This is a genomic window from Bradyrhizobium sp. SZCCHNS1050 (genome assembly GCF_032484785.1).
In the GTDB taxonomy this organism is placed as follows: domain Bacteria; phylum Pseudomonadota; class Alphaproteobacteria; order Rhizobiales; family Xanthobacteraceae; genus Bradyrhizobium.
Map to the genome: position 1 here is coordinate 2,727,728 of NZ_JAUETR010000001.1, position 12,716 is coordinate 2,740,443.

At 68.3% G+C, this 12,716-nt stretch carries 12 protein-coding genes; 8 read left to right on the forward strand and 4 right to left on the reverse strand.

Going from position 1 to position 12,716, the window contains the following annotated elements; all coding sequences use genetic code 11:
* The first annotated feature begins 2 nt into the window (after nucleotides 1-2).
* The 4 genes from pyrF (at nucleotide 3) to QX094_RS12415 (ending at nucleotide 2,631) form a co-directional block, all read left to right on the forward strand.
* On the forward strand, nucleotides 3-734 hold the full coding sequence (pyrF, locus tag QX094_RS12400; protein ID WP_315825681.1) for an orotidine-5'-phosphate decarboxylase: 732 nt from the start codon (nucleotides 3-5) through the stop codon (nucleotides 732-734).
* A gap of 33 nt (nucleotides 735-767) precedes the next feature.
* Nucleotides 768-1,070, forward strand: a complete 303-nt coding sequence (locus QX094_RS12405; RefSeq protein WP_315716832.1) for a DUF1330 domain-containing protein — start codon at nucleotides 768-770, stop codon at nucleotides 1,068-1,070.
* Between the two features lie 94 nt (nucleotides 1,071-1,164).
* Complete coding sequence (gene dapB / locus QX094_RS12410) at nucleotides 1,165-1,983, forward strand: 4-hydroxy-tetrahydrodipicolinate reductase (protein ID WP_315716833.1); 819 nt, start codon at nucleotides 1,165-1,167, stop codon at nucleotides 1,981-1,983.
* A gap of 24 nt (nucleotides 1,984-2,007) precedes the next feature.
* The gene (locus QX094_RS12415) at nucleotides 2,008-2,631 is read left to right on the forward strand and encodes a 2,3-bisphosphoglycerate-dependent phosphoglycerate mutase (RefSeq protein WP_315716834.1); all 624 of its coding nucleotides are present in this window, start codon (nucleotides 2,008-2,010) and stop codon (nucleotides 2,629-2,631) included.
* 602 nt (nucleotides 2,632-3,233) lie between these two features.
* On the opposite strand, the gene QX094_RS12420 is transcribed toward QX094_RS12415, so the two are convergent.
* Both QX094_RS12420 and QX094_RS12425 read right to left on the reverse strand, forming a co-directional pair.
* Nucleotides 3,234-4,133, reverse strand: coding sequence for a bifunctional helix-turn-helix domain-containing protein/methylated-DNA--[protein]-cysteine S-methyltransferase (locus QX094_RS12420; protein WP_315716958.1), 900 nt, complete (start codon nucleotides 4,131-4,133; stop codon nucleotides 3,234-3,236).
* A gap of 320 nt (nucleotides 4,134-4,453) precedes the next feature.
* Nucleotides 4,454-4,987: a DUF2244 domain-containing protein gene (locus QX094_RS12425; RefSeq protein ID WP_315825680.1), complete on the reverse strand. Its 534-nt coding sequence runs from the start codon at nucleotides 4,985-4,987 to the stop codon at nucleotides 4,454-4,456.
* 22 nt (nucleotides 4,988-5,009) lie between these two features.
* Between QX094_RS12425 and nth the strand changes: the two genes are divergently transcribed.
* The 4 genes from nth to QX094_RS12445 all read left to right on the forward strand — a co-directional run bounded on the left by nth (nucleotide 5,010) and on the right by QX094_RS12445 (nucleotide 9,215).
* On the forward strand, nucleotides 5,010-5,834 hold the full coding sequence (gene nth, locus QX094_RS12430; protein WP_315825679.1) for an endonuclease III: 825 nt from the start codon (nucleotides 5,010-5,012) through the stop codon (nucleotides 5,832-5,834).
* 209 nt (nucleotides 5,835-6,043) lie between these two features.
* A complete protein-coding gene (locus QX094_RS12435) occupies nucleotides 6,044-7,096 on the forward strand; it encodes a type III polyketide synthase (protein ID WP_315716837.1) in 1,053 nt (350 codons plus the stop codon).
* Nucleotides 7,093-7,599 carry an isoprenylcysteine carboxyl methyltransferase family protein gene (locus QX094_RS12440; RefSeq protein ID WP_315716838.1) on the forward strand — a complete coding sequence of 169 codons (507 nt, stop codon included), beginning with the start codon at nucleotides 7,093-7,095 and terminating at the stop codon, nucleotides 7,597-7,599. The genes QX094_RS12435 and QX094_RS12440 overlap by 4 nt, the downstream gene beginning before the upstream one ends.
* The gene (locus QX094_RS12445) at nucleotides 7,596-9,215 is read left to right on the forward strand and encodes a DHA2 family efflux MFS transporter permease subunit (RefSeq protein WP_315825678.1); all 1,620 of its coding nucleotides are present in this window, start codon (nucleotides 7,596-7,598) and stop codon (nucleotides 9,213-9,215) included. Before QX094_RS12440 ends, QX094_RS12445 begins: the two co-directional genes overlap by 4 nt.
* On the opposite strand, the gene QX094_RS12450 is transcribed toward QX094_RS12445, so the two are convergent.
* Entirely contained in the window at nucleotides 9,153-9,905 is a 753-nt protein-coding gene (locus QX094_RS12450; RefSeq protein ID WP_315825677.1) for a sulfate transporter family protein, read from the reverse strand. The two genes, QX094_RS12445 and QX094_RS12450, sit on opposite strands and share 63 nt — an antisense overlap.
* A gap of 76 nt (nucleotides 9,906-9,981) precedes the next feature.
* A complete protein-coding gene (locus QX094_RS12455; RefSeq protein WP_315825676.1) occupies nucleotides 9,982-12,675 on the reverse strand; it encodes a heavy metal translocating P-type ATPase in 2,694 nt (897 codons plus the stop codon).
* Between the last annotated feature and the right edge of the window lie 41 nt (nucleotides 12,676-12,716).

The window sequence follows — 12,716 nt, forward strand, 5'->3', positions numbered from 1 at the left end:
ACATGCCGACCGAGATTGCTCCCCGCGACCGCCTGATCGTGGCGCTCGATCTGCCGAGCGTGGCGGAGGCCGAAGCCATGATCGCACGGCTCGGCGACGCCGTGACGTTCTACAAGATCGGCATGGAGCTGACCTATGCCGGCGGCCTCGGTCTCGCCGAACGGCTCGCGGCGGAGGGCAAGCATGTGTTCATGGACCTCAAGCTGCACGACATCCCGAACACCGTCGAGCGCGCCACCCGGCAGATCGCCAGGCTTGGCGCCCGCTTCCTCACCGTGCACGGCTTCTCCCAGAGCATGAAGGCGGCGCTCGCCGGCGCCGCCGGCTCCAGCCTCGAGCTGCTCGCCGTCACCGTCATGACGTCCTACGACGATGCCGATCTCGCCGCCGCCGGCTACGCCATGGGTGTCAAGGAACTCGTGGCGCACCGCGCCAGGCAGGCCAAGGAGATCGGCATCCACGGCCTGATCCTGTCGCCGGAGGAGACCCAGCTCATCCGCCCGCTGGTCGGCCCTGATATGCAGCTCGTGACCCCCGGGATCCGCCCGGCGGGATCGGACGTTGGCGACCAGAAGCGCATCATGACCCCGGCGCTGGCGATCGCCGGCGGCGCCGACCGCCTCGTCGTCGGCCGTCCCGTCACCGGCGCCGCCGATCCGGCGGCGGCCGCCGAGAGCATCGTCGCCGACATCGCCAGCGCCGTCGCGCTGGTCGGCAAGACCAACCGAGCTTGAGCAAGCGCGCCAGAGAGCAAGGAGACGACAGGGATGCCCAAGGCCTATTGGATCGCGCGGATCGACGTGCACAACATGGACGGCTACAAGGACTACGTCGCGCAGAACGGCGCCGTGTTCCACCAGTACGGCGCCAAATTCCTGGTCCGCGGCGGCCAGTACGAGACCAAGGAAGGCACCTCGCGCTCGCGCAACGTCGTGATCGAGTTCAAGGACTACGCGACCGCGCTGGCGTGCTACAATTCCCCTGAATACCAGCGGCTGGTGGCGATGCGCGCGCCGCATTCGCAAGGCGATCTGGTGATCATCGAGGGCTATGACGGCCCGCAGCCCTGATCGCCGCCCGCCCCGGCCACCGTCGACGTGGCCTCGCTCGGTTGCCGCCGCTATCAGCCCCGGCTATAGCCCTTGAAGGGGCAGAGGAGTTGACATGTCCAAGATGCGCTTGATCGTTGCCGGAGCCGGCGGCCGCATGGGCCGCGCCCTGGTGCGCGCGATCGCCGAGACCGACGGCGCCGTGCTGGCGGGCGCGCTCGAAGCCCCCGGCTCGGAGCTGATCGGCAAGGACTCCGGCGCCCTCGCCGGCCTGCCCGCCAACGGCATCAAGCTGTCGGGCGACCTCTGGAGCATGTCGGCCGAGGCCGACGGCATCCTCGATTTCACCGTCCCGGCCGCGACCATCGCCAATGTCGCCATCGCCGCCCAGCGCGGCATCGTCCACGTCGTCGGCACCACCGGCCTGTCCGCGTCGGACGACGCCGTCATCAGGAGCGTCACCAAGCGCGCCATCGTCGTGCAGTCCGGCAACATGAGCCTCGGCGTCAACCTGCTGGCGGCGCTGGTCAAGCAGGTGGCGAAGTCGCTCGATGCCGGCTTCGACATCGAGATCCTCGAGATGCACCACAAGCACAAGGTCGACGCGCCCTCGGGCACGGCGCTGATGCTCGGCCGGGCCGCCGCCGAGGGCCGCGGCATCGCGCTCGACGAGCATTCCGCGCGCGGCCGCGACGGCATCACCGGCGAGCGCCGCAGCGGCGACATCGGCTTCGCCTCGCTGCGCGGCGGCACGGCGGCGGGCGATCACAGCGTCATCTTCGCCGGACCCTCGGAGCGGCTGGTGCTGTCGCACCAGGCCGAGGACCGCATGATCTTCGCCCATGGCGCGCTGAAGGCGGCGCTGTGGGCCCATGGCAAGCCGCCGGGCTACTACACGATGGACGACGTGCTCGGCCTCAAGGACCTTTTCTAGTTCAACGTCGATGGAAGCGAACTGATGAGCGAACGTCTCCTGGTGCTGGTGCGCCACGGCCAGAGCGAGTGGAATCTGAAGAACCTGTTCACCGGCTGGAAGGATCCGGACCTGACCGAGCAGGGCGTGGCCGAGGCCAAGGAGGCCGGGCGCAAGCTGAAGGCGCAGGGACTGGTCTTCGACGTCGCCTTCACCTCGGTGCTGACGCGCGCCCAGCACACGCTCGACCTGATCCTGACCGAGCTCGGCCAGACCGGCCTGCCGACAGCCAAGAACCTCGCGCTCAACGAGCGCGACTATGGTGACCTCTCGGGCCTCAACAAGGACGACGCCCGCGCCAGATGGGGCGAGGAGCAGGTCCACATCTGGCGCCGCTCCTACGACGTCCCGCCGCCCGGCGGCGAGAGCCTCAAGGACACGCTCGCCCGCGCGCTGCCCTACTACGTCCAAGAAATTCTTCCCGGCGTCCTCCGCGGCCAGCGCACCCTGGTCGCCGCCCACGGCAACTCGCTGCGCGCCCTGATCATGGTGCTGGAAAAGCTGACGCCCGAAGGCATCCTGAAGCGCGAGCTGGCGACTGGCGTGCCGATCATCTATCGCCTGAACGCGGACTCGACGGTGGAGTCCAAGCTGGACCTGGCGGGCTAGGACCGTCGCAAGATTCCACTTCTCATGGGTGATCGCATCCCCATGAGTTGAAGCCCAGCCCCCGCCGTATCGACGCTGCGCTCCCTCTGCCCGTTCTCAAGGGCAGAGAATTGAGAGCAGCCGAGGTGAGCCCCGCTGTCACCCTCCCCTGGAGGGGAGGGTCGGCTCAGATGCGCGGAGCGCATGTGTGCCGGGGTGGGATGATCTCTCCACTTGCACCGGTTTCCGCGGCTCACCCCACCCCGCTCGCCCGCTTCGCGCGCGATCGACCCTCCCCCTCCAGGGGAGGGTGAGACTGAGATCGCGGCGCCTGCCGTCGGCATCATCGAAAGTTGGCGACGTTCGCGCAGCGCAGCCGCCACGATCTGCCATGCGATGGATTCCGGGCTCGTGTTGCGCACGCCCCGGAATGACGGCGGAGAGAGTGGCGCCTGACTGGAATTCGTGTCGTATGAAAAGCTGCGTAGTTTTACAGTCGTCATGCCCCGCGCAGGCGGGGCATCCAGCACGCCGTGACGGTCGCGAGACTCGAGACGTCGGTGCTTACTGGATCGTCAGCGTTCGCGGACGATGACAGCGAGAGTAGCAGCGGCCTCGCCGCTCTACCCCATCCCCACCTGCCCCGCTTCCCACCCAAGCATCGCCTGCTTGCGCGTGAGCCCCCAATGATAGCCCGTCAGCGCGCCGGTCTTGCCGAGCGCGCGATGGCAGGGCACGACGAACGAGATCGGGTTCTTGCCGACCGCCGCGCCCACCGCGCGCGAGGCTTTCGGCGACTCCAGCCGGGTCGCGATGTCCGAGTAGCAGACGGCGCGGCCCATGGGGATCTTGAGCAGGGTCTCCCAGACGCGGACCTCGAAGTCGGTGCCGATCAGGACGACGCGCAAGGGCTGGTCGGGCCGCCACAGGGTCTTGTCGAAGATGCGCTGGGCGAGGCCGGCGGTGCCGGGGACGTCTTCGATATAGGTGGCGCGGGGCCAGCGGCTCTTCATGTCGGCGAGCGCGCCAGCCTCCTCGCCGGGGTCGGCGAAGGCGAGGCCGGCGAGGCCACGCGGGGTGGCCATCACCAGCGCGATGCCGAACGGGCAGGGGTGGAAGCCGTAACGAAGCGTGGTGCCGGCGCCGCCGGTCTTCCATTCGCCGGGCGACATCGCTTCATGGGTGACGAACAGATCGTGCAGCCGGCCGGGGCCTGAAAGCCCCGAGTCGAGCGCGGCGTCGAGCACGCTGGCTGAGCTCTTCAGCAGGCCCTTGGCGTGATCGAGCGTCAGTGCCTGCATGAACGCCTTCGGCGTCAGCCCGGCCCAGCGCCGGAACAGATGGTGCAACTCGTCGGGCGTGAGGCTGGCGGCGTCGGCCATGTCCTCGATGGTCGGCTGCCGGCGCCAGTGCTCGGAGATGAACGCGATCGCGCGGCGCACCGCATCGTAGTCGCGCAGCGCGGCCGATTGTTGCGGGCCCGGCTTGGCCAGGGCGGAATCGTGAATGGCGAGGGTCATCATGATCCGGATGTAGGGCGGCCGGGGCGCGGACTCCACCCGATTTCCGATCGGGAGGCTAGGGGCGTTGCGATCGGCTTCGGCTTGAAACAGGAGTTTCCCGGCTTGCTCCGTCATTCCGGGGCATCGCGCAGCGATGAGCCCGGAATCCATAACCACGAGAAGACGTGTGAGGCGAGATGCCCACTACCCGCGTGCCCCACACAAGGTCCTGTGGGTGTGGGTTCCGGGCTCGCGCTGCGCGCGCCCCGGAACGACGCCGGAGGGTGTTAGCGGCGCTTTCGCCTGGGTAGAGCTGCCCGCAGTCAGTGCCCTTGGACGCGCTACAGCGGGTTGTACACCGGCCCGCGCTTCGCGGCCTGCAGCCCGGCCGTGAGGGCCTTCGCAAAACTGGCTTTCTCCTCCGGGCCCAAAAAGCTCGCGATGGCGACGCGCTGGCCGCGCGCCACCAGGTAGAGGCGCTCGATACCGAACTCCTCGTGGGTCTCCTGGTCGAGCCGCACCCAGAGCGGGTTGAAGCGCCATTCCATGACGTGGCCCTTGTGGCTGACGCGGCGCAGGCGCAGCTCGGTCAGGGTGATCGAGATGTCCTCATAGGCGTTGGCGCGGCGGAAGTTGACCTTGAAGGCCCAGTAGATCGCGAGCGCATCCAGGCCGAAGAAGCCGAGCACCGGCCAGGCGCCCATCAAGAGCGAGGCGATGCCGCCGATGAAGCTGATGGCGCAGACCACGACCATCAGCACCAGAAAGCCGGTGCGGTTGAGCGAGCGATGCGGCGTCAGCCGGGCCGCGAACAGCTCGGGATCAGCGGCGTCGGTGCCGGTCTCCTGATACGCAAAAGCATTGCCTGGCGTCATGGGGCCTCAGTATACCCGGATCATGGCCAAAATCACCCGCCCCCAACGCGCCAAACCGGCGCCGGTTCGCAGCCCCTTGAAGAAGGCCGCTCCCAAGGCCGGGCCCAAGTCAGCCCCCAAGGCCGCCTCGAAACGGGCCGCCAAGAAGGCTCCGACGGCCAAGCCGAAGAGCCCTGCCCGGCCGGTCAAGACAGCGTCGAAGGCGGCCAGGCCCTGGACCCCGGCCGAGATCCGCGAGGCCTTCAGCCGCTTCGCACAGGCCAATCCGGAGCCGAAGGGCGAGCTCGAGCACCTCAACCCCTACACCCTGCTGGTCGCCGTGGTGCTGTCGGCGCAGGCGACCGACGCCGGCGTCAACAAGGCGACGCGGCCGCTGTTCGCCGTCGCCGACACGCCGCAGAAGATGATCGCGCTCGGCGAGGACAAACTCCGCGACTACATCAAGACCGTCGGCCTCTACCGCACCAAGGCCAGGAACGTGATCGCGCTGTCGCAAAAGCTGATCAGCGAGTTCGGCGGCGAGGTGCCGCGTACGCGCGCCGAGCTCGAGTCGCTGCCCGGTGCCGGCCGCAAGACCGCGAACGTCGTGCTCAACATGGCGTTCGGCGAGCACACGATGGCGGTCGACACCCATGTGTTCCGCGTCGGCAACCGCACCGGCTTAGCACCCGGCAAGACGCCGCTGGAGGTCGAGCTCGGGCTGGAGAAGGCGATCCCGGCCGAGTTCATGCTGCATGCCCATCACTGGCTGATCCTGCACGGCCGCTACACGTGCCTGGCGCGCAAGCCGCGCTGCGAGCTGTGCCTGATCAAGGACCTCTGCCGCTGGCCGGAGAAGACCGCCTGATACGTTGTGCGTGACGAACGGTTTCGCCTGAGAACGCGTTTGACAGTCACTATTGTGTCACGGCGCGACGCCGTCTCACCATGGCCGGGCCACATCGCCGCCCGCATTGGACATAAGATGACACCCGTAATCCGGGGCGATGTGAGTGGCGCGTGACGATTCCCGCGTTCTCGGACCTTTCTGCGCCGGGACGTTGAAGGATCAGCCGCATGGACAACACTGCCGCACTCGTGTCGCTCGCGACCTCGGTGCCACCGCATCAGTTTCGCCAGAACGAAGTGATGGAGGCCGCCCGCGTGGTGCTGGCGCCGCGCTTCCCGCAGTTCGACACGATGGCGAGCCTGTTCGCCAACACCGGCATCCGCCAGCGCTACGGCGTCAAGCCGATCGAATGGTACATGGAGCGGCGCGGCTGGCCGGAGCGCACCGAAGCCTATCTCGAAGGCGCCGAGGCGCTGTTCGTCGACGCGGCGAACAAGGCGCTTGCGCAGGCCGATCTCAACGCCGCCGACATCGACACCATCGTCACCGTGAGCTCGACGGGGATCGCGACGCCGACCTTGGAAGCGCGCGTCGCCGGCCGCCTGGGTTTTCGCGCGGACGTGTCGCGCGTGCCGGTGTTCGGGCTTGGCTGCGCCGGCGGGGTCTCGGGCCTGTCGATCGCCGCGCGCCTGGCGCAGGCCCGGCCCGGCACCAACGTGCTGCTGGTGACCTTCGAACTGTGCACACTGGCTGTCCGCCATGATGAGTTGACGAAGGCCAACATCGTCGCGCTGAGCCTGTTCGGCGATGGCGCGGCGGCCGCGATCCTGCGCGCCGGCGATGGCGGCGCTATCCGCGTCGAGGCGACCGGCGAGAAGCTGTGGCCCGATACGCTCGACATCATGGGCTGGAGCGTCGATCCCGAAGGTTTTGGCGTGATCTTCCAGCGCACCATTCCGGACTTCGTCACCGAGAACATGGGCCCCGCGGTCAACGAGATCCTGGACCGGATGAAGCTCGCGCCTGCCGACGTCGACCGCTTCGTCTGCCATCCCGGCGGCGCCAAGGTGATCACGGCGCTGGAGCGCGCGCTGTCGCTGGATCAGGGCACGCTGGATCATGAGCGCGAGATCATCGCCGACTACGGCAACATGTCCGCGCCGACGGTGCTGTTCGTGCTGGAGCGCGCCCGAGCCCGGGGCTTGCCGCCGCGCTCGGTGCTGACTGCGCTCGGACCTGGGTTCACCGCAAGCTGCGTTTCATTGAGGCACGCCGCATGACCTTCGCCGCCTTCGTCCTCGCCCTCGTCACCATGCAGCGGCTCGGCGAGCTCGTGCTCGCCCGCCACAACACCAAGCGCCTGCGCGCCATGGGCGCGGTTGAGGTCGGGGCGGATCATTATCCGCTGATGATCTCGATGCATGCGGCCTGGCTGGTATCGCTGTGGCTGCTCGGCGCCGACCAGGAGGTCGACCCGTGGCTCTTGAGCGGCTTCGTGCTGCTGCAGGGGCTGCGCTGGTGGGTGCTGGCGACGCTCGGTCCGCGCTGGACGACGCGCATCATCATCCTGCCGGGGGCGCCCCTCGTCACCGATGGTCCCTATCGCTACATCTCGCATCCGAACTATCTGGTGGTCGCAGCCGAGATCGCGCTGCTGCCGCTGGCGCTGCATCTGCCACTGATCGCCCTGATCTTCTCCGGCCTGAATGCGGCGGTGCTGTTCATCCGCATCCGCGCCGAATCGGAAGCACTCACCGGCATCGGCGGCGGCCAGACCGCATGAGCGCATCGGCCGCGCCGCAGGATCGTCCGAGCCTCGCCACCTGGCTCGGCTTCATCCTGATGTGCGTCGGCATGTTCATGGCGATCCTGGACATCCAGGTGGTGGCGACGTCGCTGCCGACCATCCAGGAGGCGCTCGGCATCACGCCGGAGGCGATGAGCTGGATCCAGACGGCGTATCTGATCGCCGAGATCATCGCCATTCCGCTGACCGGGTTGCTCACGCGGGTGTTCACGTTGCGCTGGCTGTTCGTCGGCGCCGTCGGCATCTTCACCGCCGCCTCGCTCGGTTGCGCGTTCAGCGGCGATTTTCACACGCTGCTGGCGTTCCGCGTGCTGCAGGGCTTCTTCGGTGGTCTCTTGATTCCCGTGGTGTTCTCCGCCGTGTTCCTGCTGTTTCCACCGCGCCTGCACGCGGTCGCGACGACGATCGGCGGCGTGGTCGCGGTGCTCGCGCCGACCATCGGCCCGGTCGTCGGCGGCTTCATCACCAACACCTGGTCGTGGCCCTGGCTCTTCCTGATTAACATCGCGCCCGGCCTCGTCGCCGCGCTGGCGACGCCCGGCCTGCTGCCGAAGCAGCGCATGGACCTCGCGGAGCTCGACAAGCTCGACCTGTTTGCGCTGCTGCTGCTCGCAGTGTCCCTGGCCAGCCTCGAGCTCGGGCTGAAGGAGGCGCCGAAGGGCGGCTGGCTGTCGTCGAACTGCATCGCGTTCCTGGTACTGAGCGCGTCGTGCCTCACCTTGCTCGTCCAGCGCCTGCTGACCTCACCGCAGCCGATCCTGCGGCTCGGCAGCTTTCAGCGCCGGTCGTTCACGCTCGGCTGCCTGTCGAGCTTCTGTCTGGGCATCGGGCTGTTCGGCTCGGTGTATCTGATGCCGGTGTTCCTCGCCTTCGTGCGCGGCCACGATGCGTTCGAGATCGGCAAGATCATGCTGGTCACCGGCGTGGCGCAACTGATCGCTGCTCCGCTGGTGACGGCGCTGGACGGCAAGGTCGACGCGCGTCTCCTGACGGCGTTCGGTTTCGTGCTGTTCGGCGCGGGGCTCGCCGCCAGCGCGTTCCAGCCGCCGACCGCCGACTATCAGGAGATGTTCTGGCCGCAGGTGGTGCGCGGCGTCGGCATCATGTTCTGCCTGCTGCCGCCGACGCGGATCGCGCTCGGCGACCTGCCACAGGCCGAGGTCGCCGACGCCAGCGGGCTGTTCAACCTGATGCGTAATCTCGGCGGCGCCATCGGCATCGCGCTGATCGACACCATCATCTATGGCCGCGTCGCCATGCATGCCCAGGCGTTTCGCGACCGCCTGCTGGCCGGCGATACCGCGGCGGCCAAGGCAATCGGGCTCGCGCCGGAGCTGCTGCGCAACCGGCCGCGCGGCATCTCGGAGGAGCAGGCGATCGCCTATGTCCGGCCGCTGGTGGAGAAGGCCTCGCTGGCGCTGTGCGTCAACGAGGCCTGGTCGCTGCTCGCTGGTGTCGCGCTGCTCGGCTTCCTGCTGATCCCCTTCGCCCGCAGCAAGGCGACGAGCCTGTCGCCGCGGATGATGGCGCTAGAGGCTGCGCAGCCGGCGCTCCGGCGACGGCTCGATCAGCTCGGGCCGCGGTCCGGATAGGCGCTTGTGCAGGTGGACCATGAAGGCCATGCCGAACAGCGGCGTCGCCAGGTTCACGATCGGGATGGTGACGAAGGCCGCGATGATCAGCCCCGCGGTGAACACCGTGATCGCATTGTCGCGCCGCATCGCCTTGGCCTCCGCCGGCGGCCGGAAGCGCATCGCGGCGAGCTCGAAATATTCGCGGCCGAGTAGCCAGGCCGTGGCGAGGAAGAAGATCACGAAGCCGGCGCCGGCGAGGAACACGAAGGGCAGGGCGACCAGATAGACCAGGATGGTGAGGCCGGCGGCCTTGAGGCCCTCGATGATGGCGACGCCGAACGGCAAAGCGGCGCCGGGGCGCTCGGCCGGATAATGCTCGCGCTCGACGAGGTCGGCGACGTCGTCGACGAACAGGCTCGCGATCACCGAGGTGATTGCCGGCATCAGCATGATGCCGCCGAACACGACGCCGAAGCCGGCGGCGATCGAGATGATCCAGGTCAGCACCTCCAGCGTGCCGTGCGAGTTCGGCCCGAGCATGGCCTCCGCCCAGCCCTCGCCGGCAGTCGCGAGCCAGGTCAGGAGCCGCTGCAGCCCGATCGCGAGCACCGTGACCAGCACCAGCGCCAGCCCGATCGAGCGCCACAGGATCGAGCGCATCGGCGGCGACAGAATCTGCGAAATCGCCTTGATGGCGGCGTCGATCATGGCGGGGTCCCTCGCTGCAAAGCCCGCGGCAGAGGTAGACATGCCGGCGGGCTTCGGCAAGTCCGCCGGCATCGTATCAAAGATCGGTCGCCCGCAGCCGTAGCGCGTTGCCGACCACGCTCACCGACGACAGCGACATCGCCGCCGCTGCGATGATCGGCGACAGCAGGATGCCGAACAGGGGATAGAGGACGCCGGCGGCGATCGGGATGCCGGCGGCGTTGTAGATGAACGCGAAGAACAGGTTCTGGCGGATGTTGCGCATCGTCGCCGCCGACAGTTTTCGCGCCCGCGTGATACCGCCGAGGTCGCCCTGCAGCAGCGTGATGCCGGCGCTCTCCATCGCAACGTCGGTGCCGGTGCCCATGGCGATGCCGACGTCGGCCGCGGCGAGCGCCGGCGCATCGTTGACGCCGTCGCCGGCCATCGCGACGATCTTGCCGCTGGCGCGCAGACGCGCGACCACGGCGCTCTTCTGCTCGGGCAGCACCTCGGCCTCGACCTCGGTGATGCCGATCCTGCGCGCGACCGCGGTGGCCGTGGTGCGGTTGTCGCCGGTCAGCATGATCACCTTGATGCCGTCGGCCGCGAGTGCCTTCAGCGCCTCCGGCGTCGACGCCTTGACCGGATCGGCGACCGCAAACAGCGCAGACGGCTTGCCGTCGACGGCCATCGTGATCACGGTGGCGCCCTCTTCGCGCAGCCGCTTGCTCTCGACGCCGAGCGTATCAGTGATGATGCCGAGCGAGGCGAGATAGGTCGCATTGCCGAGTACGATGGCCTTGCCGTCGACCTCGCCGCGCGCGCCCTTGCCGGTCGGCGCGTCGAAGTTCTTGACGTCGGCGAGCTTGATGTTGCGCTCCGCGGCATGCCGGACGATGGCCTCGGCCAGCGGATGCTCGCTGGCGCGCTCGACGCTGGCGGCCAGCCGCAGCGCGTCGGCCTCGTCGAAGCCCTGAGCGGTGACGATGCTGGTCACCCTCGGCTTGCCCTCGGTCAGGGTGCCGGTCTTGTCGACGACCAGCGTATCGACCTTCTCCATCCGCTCCAGCGCCTCGGCGCTCTTGATCAGCACGCCGGCCTGGGCGCCGCGGCCGACCCCGACCATGATCGACATCGGCGTCGCAAGACCGAGCGCGCAGGGACAGGCGATGATCAGCACGCTCACCGCGGCGACGAGGCCGAAGGCGAAGCGCGGCTCGGGACCGAACGCGTACCACGCGACGAAGGCGGCAATGGCAGCAGCGATCACCATCGGCACGAACCAGCCCGCGACCTGATCGGCGAGGCGCTGGATCGGCGCGCGCGAGCGCTGCGCATCGGCGACCATCTGCACGATCTGCGACAGCAGGGTCTCGCGGCCGACCTTGTCGGCGCGCATCACGAAGCTGCCGGTCTGGTTCAAGGTGCCGGCGATGACGCGCTCGCCCTCGTCCTTGGTCACCGGCATCGACTCGCCGGTGACAAGCGATTCGTCGAGCGACGAGCGGCCTTCGAGAATGATGCCGTCGACCGGCACCTTCTCGCCCGGGCGCACACGCAGGCGATCGCCGACCGCGAGCTCGGCGATCTCCACCTCATGATCGTTGCCGTCGGTGTCGAGGCGGCGCGCTGTTTTGGGCGCGAGCTGCAACAGCGCCTTGATCGCTCCCGACGTTGCCTCGCGCGCGCGCAGCTCCAGCACCTGGCCGAGCAGGACGAGGACGGTGATGACCGAGGCCGCCTCGAAATACACCGCCACCGCGCCGCCATGGCCGCGGAACGCCGGCGGAAACGCCTGCGGCGCGACGGTCGCGATCACGCTGTAGACATAGGCGACGCCCGTGCCCATTGCGATCAAGGTGAACATGTTGAGATTGCGGGTCTGGACCGACTGCCAGCCGCGTACGAAGAACGGCCAGCCGGCCCACAGCACCACCGGCGTCGCCAGCGCGAACTGGATCCAGTTCGACAGCACGGGATCGATCAGGCCGTGGCCGCCGACGAGATGTCCGCCCATCTCGAGCACGACAACGGGTGCCGACAGCACAGCGCCGATCCAGAACCGCCTGCTCATGTCGGCGAGCTCGGGATTGGGCGCATCGTCGAGGCTGATGACGTCGGGCTCGAGCGCCATGCCGCAGATCGGGCAGGTGCCTGGGCCTTCCTGACGTATCTCGGGATGCATCGGGCAGGTGTAGATCGTGCCCGCCGGCATCTCCGGCGGCGGCCCGCGTTCGCCGAGATATTTGTCCGGCTCGGCCGCGAACTTGGTACGGCAGCCGGCCGAGCAGAAATGGAAGGTGTGACCCGCGTGTTCAAAGCGATGCTTCGAGGTCGCGGGATCGACACTCATGCCGCAGACGGGATCGATGACCTTTGCCGTCTCGCCATGCTGATGCGCGTGATGATCGTGGCCGCCGCAGCACGACCCCGTGGCTGCCGGTGAAACGGCGGCTGCGAGATACTTGGCCGGATCGGCGGCGAACTTGGCGCGGCAGCCGGCGGAGCAGAAATGGAAGGTCTGTCCCTGATGCTCGAAGCGATGCTTCGAGGTCACGGGATCGACCGACATGCCGCAGACCGGATCCGTTGCCTTCGCTGGTTCAGGCGCGGCGTGGTCCGAGCCGCCGCCCGAAGCGCTGGCAGGCGCCGCGCCGGCACGATCGCTGCAACAACTGTCCGCGGATGCCTGTTCGTGTCCGGTTTCCACCGCGCGCGCGCGCGATCCACAGCCGCATCCGCCCTCGCCGCCCGCCGCGACGCCATGCTCGTGTCTGGTTTCCGACATCGCTCAGCCTCTTGAAACCTATACCCTGTAGGGGTATATAG